Origin of the sequence: Bradyrhizobium mercantei (assembly GCF_001982635.1) — a bacterium.
Classification (GTDB): Bacteria; Pseudomonadota; Alphaproteobacteria; order Rhizobiales; family Xanthobacteraceae; genus Bradyrhizobium; species Bradyrhizobium mercantei.
Genome location: NZ_MKFI01000009.1, coordinates 164,536 through 181,945, shown reverse-complemented (window position 1 = coordinate 181,945; position 17,410 = coordinate 164,536). Strand labels below are relative to the sequence as shown.

At 64.3% G+C, this 17,410-nt stretch carries 18 protein-coding genes; 11 read left to right on the top strand and 7 right to left on the bottom strand.

Features of this window, described 5'->3' with window-relative positions; translation table 11 throughout:
* The first annotated feature begins 3 nt into the window (after nt 1-3).
* Genes mdcC through BI327_RS35675 form a run of 6 tightly spaced genes read left to right on the top strand, consistent with a single transcriptional unit; the run spans nt 4 to nt 4,362 of the window.
* A complete protein-coding gene (mdcC, locus tag BI327_RS35700; RefSeq protein WP_076866043.1) occupies nt 4-321 on the top strand; it encodes a malonate decarboxylase acyl carrier protein in 318 nt (105 codons plus the stop codon).
* Nucleotides 318-1,232 (top strand): biotin-independent malonate decarboxylase subunit beta, encoded by a 915-nt coding sequence (locus BI327_RS35695; RefSeq protein WP_076866042.1) that lies wholly within the window; start codon nt 318-320, stop codon nt 1,230-1,232. The genes mdcC and BI327_RS35695 overlap by 4 nt, the downstream gene beginning before the upstream one ends.
* Complete coding sequence (gene mdcE, locus BI327_RS35690; protein WP_076866122.1) at nt 1,219-1,938, top strand: biotin-independent malonate decarboxylase subunit gamma; 720 nt, start codon at nt 1,219-1,221, stop codon at nt 1,936-1,938. Before BI327_RS35695 ends, mdcE begins: the two co-directional genes overlap by 14 nt.
* Nucleotides 1,939-1,948: 10 nt before the next feature.
* A complete protein-coding gene (mdcG, locus tag BI327_RS35685; protein ID WP_076866041.1) occupies nt 1,949-2,596 on the top strand; it encodes a malonate decarboxylase holo-[acyl-carrier-protein] synthase in 648 nt (215 codons plus the stop codon).
* Nucleotides 2,593-3,441, top strand: coding sequence for a triphosphoribosyl-dephospho-CoA synthase MdcB (gene mdcB, locus BI327_RS35680; RefSeq protein WP_076866040.1), 849 nt, complete (start codon nt 2,593-2,595; stop codon nt 3,439-3,441). The genes mdcG and mdcB overlap by 4 nt, the downstream gene beginning before the upstream one ends.
* Nucleotides 3,442-4,362, top strand: a complete 921-nt coding sequence (locus BI327_RS35675) for an acyltransferase domain-containing protein (RefSeq protein WP_076866039.1) — start codon at nt 3,442-3,444, stop codon at nt 4,360-4,362.
* Between the two features lie 84 nt (nt 4,363-4,446).
* On the opposite strand, the gene mdlC is transcribed toward BI327_RS35675, so the two are convergent.
* From mdlC to BI327_RS35645, 6 genes are all read right to left on the bottom strand, one after another.
* Nucleotides 4,447-6,060: a benzoylformate decarboxylase gene (gene mdlC, locus BI327_RS35670; protein WP_076866038.1), complete on the bottom strand. Its 1,614-nt coding sequence runs from the start codon at nt 6,058-6,060 to the stop codon at nt 4,447-4,449.
* 41 nt (nt 6,061-6,101) lie between these two features.
* Nucleotides 6,102-7,550 (bottom strand): aldehyde dehydrogenase, encoded by a 1,449-nt coding sequence (locus tag BI327_RS35665; RefSeq protein ID WP_076866037.1) that lies wholly within the window; start codon nt 7,548-7,550, stop codon nt 6,102-6,104.
* Nucleotides 7,551-7,578: 28 nt separating this feature from the next.
* The gene (locus BI327_RS35660) at nt 7,579-8,904 is read right to left on the bottom strand and encodes an MFS transporter (protein WP_076866036.1); all 1,326 of its coding nucleotides are present in this window, start codon (nt 8,902-8,904) and stop codon (nt 7,579-7,581) included.
* A gap of 76 nt (nt 8,905-8,980) precedes the next feature.
* Nucleotides 8,981-10,690: an FAD-dependent oxidoreductase gene (locus BI327_RS35655; protein WP_076866035.1), complete on the bottom strand. Its 1,710-nt coding sequence runs from the start codon at nt 10,688-10,690 to the stop codon at nt 8,981-8,983.
* Between the two features lie 46 nt (nt 10,691-10,736).
* Nucleotides 10,737-11,204 (bottom strand): MarR family winged helix-turn-helix transcriptional regulator, encoded by a 468-nt coding sequence (locus BI327_RS35650; RefSeq protein WP_076866034.1) that lies wholly within the window; start codon nt 11,202-11,204, stop codon nt 10,737-10,739.
* Entirely contained in the window at nt 11,201-12,178 is a 978-nt protein-coding gene (locus BI327_RS35645; protein WP_076866033.1) for a LysR substrate-binding domain-containing protein, read from the bottom strand. Before BI327_RS35645 ends, BI327_RS35650 begins: the two co-directional genes overlap by 4 nt.
* A gap of 106 nt (nt 12,179-12,284) precedes the next feature.
* On the opposite strand from BI327_RS35645, the gene BI327_RS35640 reads away from it, so the two are divergent.
* From BI327_RS35640 to BI327_RS35625, 4 genes are all read left to right on the top strand, one after another.
* Nucleotides 12,285-12,626, top strand: coding sequence for a Dabb family protein (locus BI327_RS35640; protein WP_076866032.1), 342 nt, complete (start codon nt 12,285-12,287; stop codon nt 12,624-12,626).
* Complete coding sequence (locus BI327_RS35635; protein WP_076866031.1) at nt 12,604-13,683, top strand: maleylacetate reductase; 1,080 nt, start codon at nt 12,604-12,606, stop codon at nt 13,681-13,683. The genes BI327_RS35640 and BI327_RS35635 overlap by 23 nt, the downstream gene beginning before the upstream one ends.
* A 47-nt stretch (nt 13,684-13,730) precedes the next feature.
* Nucleotides 13,731-14,612, top strand: coding sequence for an intradiol ring-cleavage dioxygenase (locus BI327_RS35630; protein ID WP_076866030.1), 882 nt, complete (start codon nt 13,731-13,733; stop codon nt 14,610-14,612).
* 83 nt (nt 14,613-14,695) lie between these two features.
* On the top strand, nt 14,696-14,941 hold the full coding sequence (locus BI327_RS35625; protein ID WP_143271754.1) for a hypothetical protein: 246 nt from the start codon (nt 14,696-14,698) through the stop codon (nt 14,939-14,941).
* Between the two features lie 93 nt (nt 14,942-15,034).
* On the opposite strand, the gene BI327_RS35620 is transcribed toward BI327_RS35625, so the two are convergent.
* A complete protein-coding gene (locus BI327_RS35620; protein WP_076866121.1) occupies nt 15,035-15,829 on the bottom strand; it encodes an IclR family transcriptional regulator in 795 nt (264 codons plus the stop codon).
* Between the two features lie 311 nt (nt 15,830-16,140).
* On the opposite strand from BI327_RS35620, the gene BI327_RS35615 reads away from it, so the two are divergent.
* On the top strand, nt 16,141-17,382 hold the full coding sequence (locus BI327_RS35615; protein WP_210191244.1) for a cytochrome P450: 1,242 nt from the start codon (nt 16,141-16,143) through the stop codon (nt 17,380-17,382).
* The last annotated feature ends 28 nt before the right edge of the window (nt 17,383-17,410 follow it).

Here is a 17,410-nt window from a genome sequence, read left to right as displayed (position 1 = left end):
CGCATGGAAACGCTCAGCTTCCGACTATCTGCCCCGACGCGCGCCGGCGGCACCCGCATGCAGGCCATCGTCGGCGTCGTCGCCTCCGGCAATCTCGAAGTGCTGCTGGAACGCGCAGCGCCTGCCGACAGCTGCATGATCGACATAACAACTGCTGCCCACGGCTTTGGCGCGGTCTGGGAGGCCGTGGTCCGCGACTTCGTCGACCGCCGCCCTGCCGGCGGCCTGCGCATCTCCATCAATGACGGCGGTGCCCGGCCCGACACGGTCGCACTGCGCCTCGCCCAGGGCGTCCGCAAGATCGAGGAGCCGGAACGATGACCGCAGCCACCGCCAACACGGATTCGCTGAGCTGGTACGAGGCAAGCGCCCGGCAGCGCATTGATGCGCTGGTCGATGCTGGCAGCTTTGCCGAATTCATCGGTCCCGAGCAGCGCGAGATGAGCCCGCATCTGGCGATCTTCGACCTGCCGGAGCAATTCGACGACGGCATCGTCATCGGACGCGGCCGTCTCGACGGCTCGCCGGTCCTCGTCGCGGCCCAGGAAGGACGCTTCATGGGCGGCGCCTTCGGCGAGGTGCACGGCGCCAAGCTCACCGGCCTCTTGCGCGCGGCCCGCACGCTGCGCCAGGACGCGCTGATCCTGTTCGACACCGGCGGCGTCCGCCTCCAGGAGGCCAATGCCGGCGAGCTCGCGATTGCCGAGATCATGCGCGCGATCCTCGAGGCGCGGCGCGCCGGCGTCAACGTGATCGGTGTGATCGGCGGACGCGCCGGATGCTATGGCGGCGGCAGCCTGATCGCCGGCACCTGCTCGCGCCTGATCGTCTCCGAACAGGGCCGGATCAGCGTCAGCGGTCCCGAGGTGATCGAGACCAACAAGGGCATCGAGGAGTTCGACTCGCGCGACCGCGCGCTGGTCTGGCGCACGATGGGCGGCAAGCACCGCTATCTGATCGGCGGCGCCGACACATTCGTCGACGACGAGACGCTCGCATTTCGGCAGGCCGCGATCGATGCGCTCAAGGTCACGCGCGGTTGCGGGGTCGCGGTTCTCGAAGCCGAGCAGTCGCGCCTGGAGCGGCGGCTGCAACGCTTCGGCGCGGCCCGAGATGCCGTCGATATCTGGCGGGCGCTCGGCATCAGCGGGCCAACCGATATCCCCGCGCTTCCGACCGACGCGTTTCTTGCCGCGGCGAACAACAGGGAGAATGCCGATGACGCTCGATGACATCCTGGCCGGCCTGTTTCCGAACGGCAGCGACATCGGCGTTGCCGGCGCGATGATTTCGGGATCGGCGATCCATCCCGGCGCAGGCTTGGTCCACGTACTTGGTATCAGCCAGGGACAGCCGCTCGGCGTCGACGAGGCGATTGTGCTCGCAAGGCGCGTGATCGAGATCGTCAAATCAGGCGATCGCGCACCGATCCTCTTCCTGGTTGATTCCGCGAGCCAGCGCATGAGCAAGCGCGACGAACTGCTCGGCCTCAGCGAATACCTGGCACATCTCGCCAAGGCCTTGCTGCTGGCGGAAGCGGAAGGACACCGCACCGTCGCCCTGCTCTACGGCGGCAGCGCGGCCGGTGCATTCATCGCGACGGCTCTTGCGACCGGTACGCTGGTGGCGCTTCCCGGCGCACATCCAGCCGTGATGGATCTGCCGTCGATGGCGCGAGTCACCAAACTTCCGATCGATGTCCTCAAGGCCAAAGCGGAAGCGACGCCGGTGTTCGCGCCTGGGCTCGAGAACATGGTGCAGACCGGCGGCATTCACGTCATCTGGGACGACAATGCGCCTTTGGGACCCCAGCTTGCGGCCGTGTTGCAGCGACCGCAAGGACAGGACGATCGCGCCTGGCTCGGCACCGAGCGCGGCGGCCGGCGGAAAGCAGCCGAGATCACCGATCGAGTTGTCGCGCTCGCAGCAGCCTCGTAGGAAGCGCAACATGGCTCAAGCTCTGGCGCGCCATTCGATGGTGAAAGCCTCCGCGGCCGGTTGGGCGGCCGTAATGAGCCGCAATCCCGAACTCGCCGGCGAGCCGATCATCGAAGGGTGGACGCGCGCCGGCCGCCCTCTCATCGTTCGCCGGCCAGCTTGCAGCGACGCCACCGGCCTGATTCCGCTCGGCCTGCCGCTGCCGCCGAGCCATGGCAAACGGCGCATCGCAGTCGCGCTCGCGGCGAGCGACATCATCGCGTCCGCTCCGCCGCCATCGCTCGCCGATGCGGCTGCAGCGGCACCTGCGGCCTGGGGCGCTACCATCGACCTGCTGCTCCAGCTTCTGCCGGAAACCCGCACCTTCGGCAGCCTGGCCTGGCAGCATCTGACGGGCCTCTCCTATCTGTCGGATGGTTCCGACCTCGATCTGCTTTGGCCGCTGTCGTCGGCCAAGCAAGCCAACACTTTGCCGTTCGACATCGCCCGGATCGCGAGCCAGGCACCGATGCGGCTGGACGGCGAGATCGTTGGTCGCGCCGGGGGAGTGCAATGGCGCGAGCTGACCGGCGCCGACGAGGACGACGTCCTCGTCAAAGGCCCGGCCGGAGTCCACAGCAGCACGCGCGCAGCCTTTCTCGCGGGTGGCATGTCATGAACGTCGCGCTGAGATGGCAACCGCAGAAGGGACGCGCACTCCACGCGGAGCGGCTCGGTCATCTGGCATCGCTTTGTCTGAAGCTCGAAGTCAAAACCTATCCGAAGCCGGGGCTGGTCAGCCATGTCGACAATGGCGCTCACAGGGACATGGACGCCGAACTGTTGTGCCGGAGCGCCGACACGCTGGAGCCATTCTTCCGCGATTTGGCGTCGGCGGGCGCTGAGGGTGCAGGCATGAACCGGTTGCGCGCGATCGGGGTTGCCGCGGAGCGCGTCATGTTGGCTGCGACCTCCGGCGTCAACACGCATCGGGGCGCGATCTTCGGACTGGGCCTGCTCTGCGCCGCGGCCGGATATCGCGGCGCTGTCGGCATCCAGAGGCCGCTCGGCAGCCTGGTGTCGCAGCGTTGGGGCGCAGCCATCCTCTCCGGGCCCGCGTCGCTCCGCAGCCATGGCGCCGTGGCCGCGCGGCGCTACGGTGCCGGCGGCGCCAGGGCGGAAGCAGCCGGCGGCTTCCCGTCGGTCTATGATATTGCCCTCCCCGCCTTGCACGCGGCGCGGATGCTCACTCCTCACGACGAGGAGGCGGTCCGGGTTCAGACCTGCATGGCGCTCATCGCCCAAGTCGCCGACACCAATCTCCTGCACCGGGGCGGAGCTGACGGATTGCGCTTCGCGCAAACCAGCGCATCCGCATTCCTTGCCACGGCTGGCGTAGGATCTTCTGGGTGGCGCGAGCGGGCGGCCGAGATCCATCACGCATTCGTCGCGCATAATCTCAGCCCCGGCGGCTCGGCGGATCTGCTCGCCATGGCGCTCTTCGTCGATCGGCTGGAGGGCTGAATGCTTGCATTGCTCTGCGGCGGACAAGGCACTGTTTCGAACAAGATCTATGATCTGGTCGCGGGTCAACCTGCCGCAGAATCGGTATTCGCTGCGGCAACCGCCTGTCTTGGTGAGGATCCGCGGGAGCTCGTTAGGACTCGCAGCGCGGAGGAACTGTCCGCCAATTATGTCAGCCAGATCCTGACCGTCACATCGGCTCTCGCGATCCACACCTGCATGGCCGACCTGCTGGCCGATCAGACCGCTGTTACAGGGTACAGCGTTGGCGAGATGGCGGCCTGGAGCATTGCGGGCATATGGACTGCCGACGAAGCGTTGCGATTGACGGAGGTCCGCGCCCGGCTGATGGACCGCGTGGCGGGACCGGATAGCCGCCTGGGCTATGTCCGCGGGCTCGACCGGACCGCGCTCCAACCGCTACTCGAAAAGCACCGCTGCGCGATCGCGATCAGGAATCCCGATCATCTCTTCGTGGTCGGTGGCGCAGAGCACGATGTCATCGATCTCTGCCGTGAGGCGGCAACGCAAGGCGCGGTGCGCTCCGGTCTTCTCGCGGTCAAGATCGCATCGCACACGCCACTGCTCGACCAGGCCCGCGTTCCCCTGCAACGGGCGCTCGGGGCAAGCAGACGCTCCTCCATCGCAAACCAGCGGATCCTGCTCGCTGGCGGTGACGGCGAACGCATCTTCTCTCCAGCGAGCGCCACATCGAAGCTCGCATGCCAGGTCGCGCGCCCGATCGACTGGGCCGCAACGCTGGAGGCCCTTGCTGAGTTCGGGGTCGAGCGGGTGCTGGACCTGGGTCCAGGACATGCGCTTGCCGAGATGATGCAAGGCGTCCTTCCCTCCATCCGCTGCTATGCGGCCGACGGATTTCGCACGGTTGATGGCCTGCGAAGCTGGGTTGCCTCGGAATAGCCAAGAGCGCCCACCTAGATAGACAGCGGACGCCCGAAGCGCTTGAGTTGCTCGACGCCCCGTGCTCCAACTGCCTTGCGACAATCAGTTCGCGGGGCCATGGCTGAAGAGGTCGACTGTCGCAGCGTCGACGATGACATCAACGAGTGCGGGCCCCGTTGCCGCGAGCGCATCGCGGAGCACCGAGTCCAGATGCTCGACCTGCGCCACCCGCTCGCCAGGACAACCAAGTCCCTTGGACAATGCGACGAAGTCGATTCCAGGCAGGTCGATCCCGGGCGGTCGATGTGCCTGCATGATCTGGCTGAAGGCGCGCATCGCGCCATAGCCGGAATTGTTCATCACCACGAAGGTGACGGGCAGGCCGCGCTGCGCAGCGGTCCAGATCGCCTGGATACAGTACATCGCCGATCCATCACCGATCAGACATACGATGCGGCACCCTGGCCTCGCCAAGGCAACGCCGACCGAAGCCGGCAGGCTGTAACCAAGTCCGCCGCTCGCCATGGTGTAAAAGCTGTCCGCGCCGCGCATCGGCAAAAACTGCTGGATTGCCGGTCGATGCGACGGTGCCTCCTCCACAACGACGGCATCCCGTGGCATCAGGTCCGATAATCGGCTGAGCGCATAGGCCGGAGGAATTGGATTCGTCGCGGCGGGAACGGTTGGCCGCGGGCGCGCGGCTGGCGCATCGCGCTCCGCGACGCGAGGCAGCGCAGACAGCAATGCGCCGAGTGCCTTGGGCAGCGTGCCGATGATAGTGTCGCCGACAGCTGCGGACGCGGCCTCGGTCGGATCGTCGGTGATCTGCCAGACCGCCGTTCCGTCCTCGATTACCTCGCATTGCCCTTCAACATGGAATGTGAACACGGGCGCCCCGATCACAACGATCAGGTCCGCACCCCGCAAGGCGCGCGCGAGCGCAGCGGGCGACGCCGGGAGGAAGCCGGCAAATTGCGGATGCCGTTCCGGGAAGCTCGACCGGCTCGACATCGGGCTCGCCCATACGGCTGCCTTCGCCCGTTCGGCGATGGCGACCATCTCGTCCACGCTCCCGTTGCGATCGACCTCCGGCCCGACCACGAATGCAGGCCTTCTTGCTGCGCCGATCGCGGCGGCGAGTTGATCGATGGCAGCCGGATCGGGAGCAAATTCCGTCGCGATGCGGCGAACGGGCACGGGCGACGCAGGTCGCGTCCAATCATCCGACGGCACGGACACGAAGGTAGGGCCGCGCGGATGCTGCATGGCCGAGTGAAATGCCTGCGCAATGGCCGCAGGGACATCCTCTGCCCGAGCGGGCTCCGAGCTCCATTTCACATAGGGCTTGGGAAACTGCTCGGCGTCCTCGGCGAACAGATAGGGCCGCATCCGAAGCAGGCTGCGCGCCTGCTGCCCGGCAGTCACAACCATCGGCGTCTTGTTACGGAACGCCGTGAACAGATTACCTAGGGCGTGGCCGAGCCCGGCAGCCGAGTGCAGGTTGACGAAGGCCGGCCGACCGGTCGCTTGCGCATAACCATCCGCCATGCCGACGACGCAGCCTTCCTGCAAGCCGAGCACGTAGTCGATGTCATCTGGCCAATCGCCGAGAAAGGCGAGCTCGGTCGAACCCGGATTGCCGAAGACGCGGTCAACGCCGAAGGAGCGAAGCACGCCGAGGGTCGCTTCCCGAACCGTTAGGACTTTCGATTTCATCGACTGAGTTCCTGGAGGCTTCGCGCCATGTCATGGCGCAGTCAGAAGGGATAATGCTGGGGCTGCGTCTCGATCGTGATCCAGCGCAACTCGGTGAACTCGGCAATCCCAGCCTGGCCGCCGAAGCGGCCGTAGCCCGATCCCTTGATGCCCCCGAACGGCATCTGCGCCTCGTCATGCACCGTCGGTCCGTTGACGTGGCAAATGCCACTCTCGATGCGCTGCGCAACGGTCAGCGCCCGCGCAACATCACGGCCGAACACCGCCGCCGAAAGGCCATACTCGGTGTCGTTGGCAAGCCGCACCGCCTCGTCTACCCCGCGCGCGCGGATCACCGACACGACAGGCCCGAAACTCTCCTCGGCGTAGATGCGCATGCTGGGCACTACGCGATCGAGCACCGTTGCCGGGACGATCGTGCCGTCACGTTCTCCGCCCGCGAGCCTGACAGCGCCCTTGCCGATCGCGTCCTCGATCAGATCGATGACATGCTTGGCTGGAGCCTCATCAATCAACGAGCCAATGACCACCGGACCTGACCGGGGGTCACCAGCCGGAAGCGCGCCTGCTTTCTTCGCAAGCTTTTCAACAAAACGATCGGCGACCGTCTCATCGACGATCACCCGCTCCGTCGACATGCAGACCTGGCCCTGGTTGATGAAGGCGCCAAACGCCACGGCCGCGACAGCCGCATCGAGATCGGCATCATCGAGCACAACCAAAGGGGCCTTGCCGCCGAGCTCGAGCAGCACAGGCTTGAGATGCCGCCCGGCGAGCTCGGCGATCACACGGCCGACGCGGGTCGAACCGGTGAAATTGATCCGCCTGACAGCCGGATTGCCGATCAGTCGTTCGACGACGGCCGGGGCATCAGCTGGCGCATTGGTCAGGACGTTAACGACACCGGACGGGAAGCCGGCGTCGCGAAACACCTCACCGATCAGCCGGTGTGTTCCCGGACAGAGCTCGGACGCCTTGAGCACGACGGTGTTGCCGCAAGCGAGCGGTGTCGCCACCGCGCGGACTCCGAGAATGATCGGCGCATTCCATGGCGCGATCCCCAAGCAGACGCCAGCCGGCTGCCGGACGGACATCGCAAGGCACCCCGGCTTGTCGGAGGGAATGACCTCGCCGGTGATCTGGGTGGTCAGTGATGCCGCTTCGCGCAGCATGCCGGTTGCAAGCTTCACGTTGAAGCCGGACCACACGTCGGTCGTGCCGATCTCGGCCATCATGATCTTGACGAAGTCATCACGCTTGGCCTCGAGCACGTCGGCAGCCTTCAGGAGCAGACCGCGCCTCGCGTTGGGGCCAAGCGCCGACCACCCCGACAGTGCGGCAGCGGCCGCCGCCACCGCGGCGTCGGCATCCGAAACCGTCGCAGCCGCCGCCCGGCTCGCGAGTTCTTGCGACAACGGATTGCGCCGTTCGAACAACTTGCCGCCGGAAGCGGCCTGATCATGCCCGTTGATGAGAAGATTGACGTCCATGAGAACCTCCCTTGCGCTGACGCCGGACCTAGCCGAGCAGCCGCGATCTGCTGGTTTCCTGCGCGAAGCCAAGCGCGATCATCGCCGCCAGCGCGAGCGCGACGTAGTATCCGGTGATCGCGTAGGTGGTGCCCGTCTGCGCAAACAGGCTGGTGGCAACAAGCGGCGCAATACCGCCGCCAAGCACCGTCCCGAGCTGCTTTCCGATCGAGACGCCGGTGAAGCGGATCCGGGTCGGAAACAGTTCGGGGAAATAGCTTCCTTCGGTGCTGAACATCAAAGGATGGATCAGCCCCGCGGCCAGGATCACCGCGGCCGTTACCAGCAGCGTGTCACGGCTCGCGACGACGCCGTAGAACGCGAACATCGAGATGGTTGCGAGCGCGACGCCAGCCAGGAACAGGCGTTTTCGTCCGATCCGGTCGGACCACGCACCAATCAATGGCATCGCGACGAGGCCGACGAGATTGGCGAACAGCACGGCTTGCGTGATCACGTCCTTTTGGACGCCAAGCTGGCGCGTCGCGAACGAGATGGTGAAGATTGCGGTCAGATAGAAATAGGACGTCTGCGCCATTTCTGCGAAAAAGACGATCAGGATCGGCCGCCAGTGTCCTTTGACTGCCTCAACGGCAGGCACCGCCTCAGCCTTCCCCGCCTCCCGGAATGCCGCACTCTCCTCAATACGCAGCCGCATGTAGACGCCGAGGGCGACGAGAACCGCACTGATCAGAAACGGGACGCGCCAGCCCCAGGACAGCAGGTCCGCCTCCGACAGCCGCGAAATCGCCAGCGCGGCAAACGAGGCGAGCACGACGCCAACCGGCCCTGCGGCCTGGATCACGGCGGCCGAGAAGCCGCGCCGGTCGCCCGGGGCCGTTTCGATCGCCATCAGGATCGCCGCAGTCGACTCACCGCCGAGCGCAAAGCCCTGAAGGAAGCGCAAGGCGACAAGCGCGATGGTCGCAATCGCACCGGCGCTGGCGTAGGTCGGCAGCAATCCGATCGACATGGTCGCCAGTCCCATCATGAGCAGCGTGCACAACAGGACGGATCTACGACCCAGCCGATCGCCGAAATGTCCAAACACCAGCCCGCCAAGCGGGCGCGCCAGAAATCCGACGGCAAATGTCGCGAAGACCGCGATGGTCGCGGTAAGCTGATCGAACTTCGGGAAAAAGAGCTGATCGAAAACCAGTGGCGCGATCAGGCCGTAGATGAAGAAATCATACCATTCGATCGCCGTGCCGATCGTGCCGGCGATCAGGATGCGCCTGCGGCTAGTCGTCGTCTGCTCGGGGCCGGTGGCAGCAGCCGCCTGCTTATCATAGTCCTCGAGTGTCCCTGTCGTCACGTTCTTCTCCTCCGGTGTTATTGTCGTTTTATTGTTAGTGCTTGCGCAGCCGCATGGCGGATGCGGCGGGAATTGGTCAGCTTGCCAGACGCGCGCCGCCGCTCGCGCTATGCCCGAGCGCCTGGGCAAGCACACGGCCGAGCGTTCCGGCCTGTGCGGCACTGCCGCGCCAGGCCACGATCTGATCGGGACGGATGAGTGCGAGGTCGGCTTCGTAGAGGTCGCGCAGGGACTTCGGCAGCGTGACGAGCTTCACGTCGACGCCGAGCACGCGGGCGGCCTCACCGAGTTGCGCTTGAACGGACGCGACCTCGCCGAACTGGAGCAGCGTCCACTCGAACCCGAACAGATCGTACAAGGACACGCCGTCCTCCAGCCACGCATGCGGCGCACGGCCGCCGGGACAGGCACTCGGCACATAGACATTTGCAGCATCAGGCGGCGGCAGGCTGCCGTCGGACACGACGATCGGTGATCCGTCGTAACGTCCGCCGAATGTGACACCGGGAATGTTGAATTCGGCACGGGCGTGCTGCTCGAGATAGATCCCTGCCGTCCGTCTCGCGTCGCTGCCCGCGTCCGTGGCGTCTTCGATCTCCAACGCGGGGGCGAACAGGCCAAGGGAATCTGCGAAGCGGCGCGCATAATTGGTGTTGCGCAGCGCCACCGGACGCCGCTCGACCTCATAGCTGTCAAGGAGTGCAACAGGGCTCGTCCCTTTGACGGCGCTTGCGAGCTTCCAGCCGAGATTGACCGCATCCTCGATCGCGGTGTTGTAGCCGAGACCGCCCGTCGGCGTGAACAGATGCGCCGCATCGCCGCCAAGGAACACCCTGCCCCGCTGCATGCCATTCGCGACCAACGCGTGACCTGCGGTCCAGGTGAGGAACGAGAGCACCTCGCAGGCGATCGGCGCGCCGCAAGCGCGCTGGAACGCGGCCCTGGCTTCGTTGACGGTGATTGCACCCTCATCTTCGCCTGGCCGGAACTGGGTATGGAACGCGAATTCATCGCGGCCGTTCACGGATGCCATGAAGGCACGGCGGTCGCCGTTGAAGCAGTTGTACATCCACGCCTTGGCATGCGGGACGCTTGCGTAGAAATCAGGCGAGCGGAGATAGACCGCAAGCATCCTTCCGCCCATGAAATCGCGCTGCGTTCCCGTCTCGCCGCCGTAGACAATCCCAAGCGACTGCCGGACCGGCGAGCGCGGCCCGTCCGCCCCCACGAGAAAGTCGGCTCGGACCTGTATGCGGTGACCGTCCTCCAGACGCTCGATCTCGCCGACGACACCGTCATCGCCCTCAACGTAGCTGATCAGCCGATGGCCGTAGTTGAGCTTGATTCCAGGCAGCCGCTCGGCATGCCGGCGCAGCACTGCCTCGACATATTTCTGCGAGACGCGATGCGGCAGTTCGGCGGCGCTCCAGGAGCCGGACAGCCCCTTGATCAGTTCGCCTGCACGTGACGATGACGGCAATTGAAACCGTGCCAGCTCGTAGCCCGTGTAGCGGGTGAAATATGCGACGTCGGTCGGATAGTCGGCGGGCAGGCCTTCGCGTCTGATCTCGTCCGCGAACCCCAAGCGCCGATAGTGCTCCATCGAGCGGGCCTGCGTCGCATTGGCCTGCGGATTGAACGCCGTGCCCGGCTTTTCATCGACCAGGACGGCGGACACGCCACGGCGGCCAAGCTCGTTGGCCAACATCAGCCCACATGGCCCACCGCCCACGATGAGCACCGAGGCCGTCAGATGAGTCTCCAAGACGCTTCTCCCTACCAGCATTATCTTGCATGGTAAGGTCGCCTGACCATATCGTCAAGTAGCCTGACTAACTGAGGTCATCGAGCGTGTCGAACTGCGCGCCATAGACCACCAGTCCCTTCAGGATCGCGTCCATCGTTGGCTTGCCGAGCTCGGCGCGCATTTCCTGCTCGGCGATGTCGACCGCATCGCGGAAGGCGTCGAGCCACTTGCGGCCCGCCGGCGTGAACATGACGATGCGCGCGCGCCGATCGCTCGGGTCCGCCACGCGATCCACCAACCCAAGCTCGGCGCATTGATCGACCAGCTCGCCCATCGCCTGCTTGCTCATCGAAGCTCGCCGGGCGAGCTCGGTCAGCCGCGTCCCCTCCACGTCGAGATTGCGGGTCAGGCTGACATGGGCGATACGCGTCTCGACGTGTCCCCTCTCGCCCATCAGCTCGAGCACACGTGCCTCGAAACGCCGCACCGCATTGTTGAGCAGGCGACCGACATTGGCATGTCGCCACGCCGTACCGGATGTCTTGGTTCTCAAGGGTTCTGCTTTCGAATCGAACGGCCGGAATTGGAAGGAGTGTGCGTCGTCTGCCTCGTTGCGTCCATCCAGATCCTTGCGTGCGAGTGCTCGCGGATGTGATTGACCAGAAAATCGGAAAACACCCTGATCTTGGCGGGCAACCTGACGCGGTTCTGGTAGGCGATGTTCATGGTGAGCAAGGGCAGCTCCCAGTCCACCAGGAGCGGCATCAATTGTCCGGCCAGAATGTCGCCCTGCACGATATAAAGCGGCTGGATCAGGATGCCGAGGCCCGCAAGCGCGGCGGCGCGGATCACTTGGCCGTCATTGCTGTCGAGAGTCGGCGCAATGCGAACGGTCTCGGCCGCACTGCCCTTGCTGAGGCGCAGCGAATAAGGGTCATTGGCATGGTTATAAATCAGCATGTCGTGGCGGGCGAGATCGGCCGGATGCTCAGGCCGTCCACGCCTTGCTAGATAAGCGGGCGCCGCCGCGAGCACGCGCCGCATCTGACCGATGCGACGGACGACGATGCTGGAGTCCGGCTCCTGCTCGCGGGTGCGGATCGCGACATCGATCCCCGCTTCGATGAAATCGGGATAGCGATTGGCGGCGATGATCTGCACGGAGAGCTTCGGATAGAGCGCGCGGAAGGCTGGCAGCATCGGCGCCAGATAGATCATCGCAAAGGACAGCGAACTCGTGACGCGCAACATGCCGTTAGGCGACAGCGCGCGGTCCGAGACGGCGCCTTCGGCTTCGGCAAGTTCGTTCAGAAGCGTGCTGCAACGCTGCAAGAACTCGTGGCCCGCCTCCGTCAGCCATTGCCGGCGTGTATTGCGCTCGATCAGCCGGACCGCGAGCCGCTCCTCCAGCGCGCTGAGGTGTCGGCTCGCCGCCGCGTTCGACATCCGTAAGGTCTCGGCGGCCTTTGAGAGGCTGCCGAGCTCGGCCGTTTTCGAGAAGACCTCAAGTTGGAGAAGACGGTCCATTTTTGCACTAGGCGGAAAAGAGACTTGCGCCCTTTGGCCTTTATTTCCGATTTCTGCAAGGCAAAATGTTGGTCTCGGAGAGAACAAACAGGCGAGGAAATCGAAAATGTCGGCCCCGATCAGGCACATCGTGATGTGGCGGTTGCGCGGGGAAACCGCAGAGGAGCGCGCCGAAGCACGCTCGAGGGTCAAGACCCTGTTTGAAGATCTCAAGGGCCGGATCGATGGGCTTACTCATATCGAAGTCGGCATCGACGTTAGCAACGTCGACTATGCGTGTGACGTGGTACTGATCTCCGAATTCACCGACAGCGCGGCACTGAAGGCTTACGCCAACCATCCGGAACATCTGCGCGTGCGCGAGGCGTTGGGCGATTTGCGGATCGGCCGCTTCCAGGTCGACTACCCCTCGCAAGGGCCGGCACATGATCCCCTCGTTCACCCTTGAAACTCTGCCTTGCCGCGTCGTGTTCGGCAGCGGCGCGGTTGCCGATGCCAAGACTGAGGTCGAGCGGCTCGGCGGCAGGCGTGCCCTGGTGCTGACCACGCCGCAGCAGGAAGCGCAGGGCAAGAGCTTGGGCGCAACGCTCGGTCCGCTCTATGCCGGCTTGTTTTCCGGCGCCACCATGCACACACCGGTCGAGGTCACCGAACAGGCGCTCGCCGCGATGAAGGCGTGCGAGGCCGACTGTGTCGTCTCCCTCGGAGGCGGATCGACCACCGGTCTCGGCAAGGCGCTCGCCTTGCGGACCGGCGTCAATCAGCTCTGCATTCCTACAACCTATGCCGGCTCGGAGATGACGCCGATCCTCGGCCAGACCGAGAATGGCCTGAAGACCACGGTACGGAACTCGGCGGTGCTGCCGGAGACCGTGATCTACGACGTGGACCTTACGCTCACCCTGCCCGTCGCCCTGACCGTTACCTCCGGCATCAATGCGATCGCACATGCTGTAGAGGCCCTCTACGCACGCGACGCCAATCCCGTGACCTCGCTGATGGCGGAAGAAGGCATCCGCGCCCTCACCCATGCCCTGCCCGGCATCACCGAAAAGCCCGGCGATCGGGAAGCGCGCAGCGAGGCGCTCTATGGCGCCTGGCTTTGCGGCGTGTGCCTCGGCGCCGTCGGCATGGCGATGCATCACAAGCTCTGCCATACGCTCGGCGGTACGTTCGACCTGCCGCATGCGGAGACGCACAGCATCGTGCTTCCGCACGTACTGGCCTACAACGCGCCGGCCGCACCTGACGCGATGACGCGCATTGGGCGGGCGATGGGCTTGAGCGATGCAGCCCGCGGCCTCTACGATCTCGCACGACGGCTTGGCGCCAAGCTCACGCTTCGCGACCTCGGCATGCCCGAGGACGGCATCGACAAGGCGGCCGACCTCGCGGTGACGAACGCCTATTGGAATCCGCGCCCCCTCGAGCGCAACGCCATCCGCGACCTGATCGCCCGCGCCTGGTCGGGCGAACCGCCGACGACGGCCAGCACCGCCGTCTGAACCCCTGGACGCCCCCTTCCCCCCGACCTTTGTTCCGTGGAGGCCTCATGCGTAATTTCGACGAGAATACAATTACCGATGCGGTGCTGGCGCGGATCGCCGGCGCGAGCGATCCGCGCGTCAGGCAGATCAGCGAAGCCTTAGTTCGCCACCTCCATGCCTTTGTGCGCGAGGTGCGTCCGACCCAGAAGGAGTGGGAGTACGGCATCGATTTTCTCACCCGCACCGGCCACATGTGCGATGACAAGCGCCAGGAATTCATCCTGCTCTCGGATACGCTCGGGGTCTCCATGCTGGTTGACGCGATCAATCATCCCGTTCCCGAAGGCGCGACGGAGACCACCGTACTCGGCCCGTTCTTCGTGCAGGCGGCTCCCGAAAGACAGGTCGGCGACGACATCTCCGGCGGCATGGAAGGTGATCCGCTGCTCGTGACCGGGTCGGTCTCGGCGGTCGATGGTCGGCCCCTTGCCGATGCCGTGGTCGACGTCTGGCACTCCGACGATAATGGCTATTACGACGTGCAGCAGCTCGACAAGATCGGCGATCTCGCGATGCGGGCGCGGTTTCGTACTAATGCCGATGGCCGTTTCCATTTCTGGTCGATCAAGCCCGCCGCCTACCCGATCCCGCATAACGGCCCCGTCGGCGAAATGCTGGAAGCGCAAGGTCGGCATCCCTGGAGACCTGCCCATGTGCATTTCATGATCTCCGCGCCCGGGTTCGAACAACTGGTGACGCATGTGTTCGTCGATGGCGACAAGTACCTCGACTCCGACGTGGTGTTTGGCGTCAAGGACAGCCTGGTTCGCGAGTTCGTCCGCTATCCGGCCGGACGCGCAGCAGATGGCCGGGTCACGAACACCTCCCACTTTCACCTCAACTATGATTTTGGGCTGAAACGGATCGCCGCGGCCAAGCAGGAGTAGTTCGCATCCTAAAAAGGTGCAGAGCCGGGGAAGGTAATGGCCGAGGCGTCTGACAGTTACCGACGAAGGCGTTGTGCGCGGCTGTGTGGAAGATCGTTTGCGCCGGCGATGTCCCATCGAAACAGCTGAGCACGGATTACAAACTCAACTTATTGATGGCCAATGTATGCGCGCGAGATCAGATCTTCTCGGAGCGCCATTTGCTTGCCGCCGCCTGGTCCACAACGCAAGCATCCGACCGGTCGGCGGCACTTTCGCAGTTCGACAAGAACCACCTCTTGTGCGCGGTCTATCTAATATTGCTGAATATCGCCGAGCAGATCAAATGACGCTCCCAGATGAATGCAGCGCCACCAGCCGCAACCAAAATCCGAGCCGCGGGAGCGCGTATCCTTGGCAGATAGAGCCGCGCGACCCGCAGATCACCGATAGCCCTTCGTCTCCACCAGCTTCGACAGTTGGGTCTTGGTTTTCAGCAATTGCTTCGTGATGTTCACTTCTTCGTTTACAAACCTCGCAGTCGGTACCGGAACTGAGATCGCGTGAGGATTACCGAGGTGATCCTTCACGGCAACTCCCGCGGCGCAAATGCCAAGCGTGTGCTCTTCTCGGTCCATGGCAAAACCGCGGGTCCGGATCTCGGAGAGTTCGGACAGCAGTTCGTTGAGGTTGGTGATCGTAGTGGCGGTTCGCCGCTCGAACGAGCGGCCCAGCAGGTTTTCGACCTCGCTGTTCTCCAACGTTGCTAGATGCGCCTTTCCGTTTGCCGTACAGTACAACGGAAAGGATTCACCGATGGCCGAAACCGTACGCAAGCGCTGCGGACCAACAATCTGATCGATGAAGATTGCGCGGTCCTTGCGGATGGCAGCGAGGTCCACCGTTTCCTGAAGATCGCCCGACAGCTTAATGAGCTGAGGCCGTGCGATCTCCGCGAATTGAGGACCCGAGGTGCGCGCGAGCCGTAGCAGCGCAGGACCAAGCACCACGCTCCCGGCTGCGCCCGCCATAAACAGCAAGCCCTCAGCAACCAGCGCATTGACGATCCGCTGCACAGTCGAGCGCGCCAAGTCCACCCGGGTCGCGATTTGACCGAGACTAAGACCCGTCGCCTCCTCCTCCACAACGCGAAGGATGGCGGCCGCGCGGGAAATCACCTGGATCTGGTTCTTGTCAGCGGCGGGGATGCCGTGACGCTGGACAGCTTTCTTCTTCATGGTGCTTTCGTAACTGGATCGGACGCGAAAGAGAAGCGCCGCGGACCTTGCGAGCATAATCGCTGTATGATACATGTATACCGCATTACGGTACATGCGGATCAGGCGCCGGTTAAACAAGAGCGTCCTCGGAGGAGATGCGGAGAGGATCGAAGGATGGCTTGTCGCCTGATCCCTTGCGTTCAAACAGTCATCGACGCGGCACACCTCTCGCGTGCGGCGAACGGTGCCAGCGGATGCCTGCACAAGACCGAAAAGAAGATCTTCGACATCTGAGATCGACAATGTGACTCGCGGCCAACGCGAGCGAAATGACCGACTGGAGACGGCCTGCCCTGCAGGTATCGAGATCCAGAGTGTGGAAATGCAGGAGGATTAACATGCCAAGGGCTCCTTCTTCGTCGCTCGAGCTCTTCACCACTGACGCGCTGCTTGACCCGTTCCCGGTCTATCGGAAATTGCGCGATCTCGGGCCGGTGGTGTGGCTCGACGCCTACGGTATGTTCGTGCTGCCACGCTATGCCGAGGTGCGCGGCGCACTTGAGAACTGGGAAGTGTTCTCGTCGGCCGGTGGCGTGACGATGAACGATGAGATGAACGAGAAGCTGAAGGGCGGACTGCTCTGCAGCGATCCACCGAACCATGAAACACTGCGCAAGGTGATTGAGCGCCCTCTCACGCCAAAGGCGCTGTCTTCGCTGCGCGAGCGCGTGACGGCCGAAGCGGAGGCGATCGTGGAAAAGGTCGTCGCCAAGGGAACATTTGACGTCGCGTCCGAGCTTGCGCCGCACCTGCCCGTCTCCATCGTCTCCGAGTTGGTCGGCCTGCCCGAGGAAGGGCGCGAGCGCATGCTCGACTGGGCACCGGCCAATTTCGATTGCTTCGGGCCGATCAACGCGCGGACCACGGCCGCCTTCCCCGTCGTCGGCGAGATGGTTCATTACGCCTTCACCCAATGCGTTCCGGGCAAGCTCAAACCCGGCGGCTGGGCGCAGATGATCTGGGATGCGGCAGACCGCGGCGAGATCGATCCGACGATCTGCCCGTTCCTGATGAATGACTACATGGGCCCGTCGCTGGACACGACGATCTTCGCGACTATCAGCGCGATCTGGCTGTTCGCGCGGCATCCGGCGGAATGGGACATCGTGCGCGGCAATCCCGCTCTGCTGCCGCAGGCGATCAACGAGGCAATCCGGATCGAAAGCCCAATCCAGGCTTTTTCGCGCTACGTCGCGAAAGATCACGAGATGGACGGCGTGCGGCTGCCCAAGGGTTCGCGCGCCATCTTGCTGTTTGGCTCGGCCAACCGCGACGAGCGCAGGTGGGATGATGCCGACCATTTCCAGGTGAACCGCCGCGGCACCAACGAGCATCTGGGATTCGGGTTCGGCGAACATCAATGCGTCGGCAACAACCTCGCGCGCATGGAGATTCGGGCGCTGCTCAGCGCGCTTACCAAGCGCGTTAAGCGTTTCGAGCTGCTCGAGATGGAGCGCGGTGTCAACAACGTGCTGCGCGGCATCAGGAAGTGCGTCGTATCGGTGCATTGAAGACGCACGACCAGGATAAATAAATTGC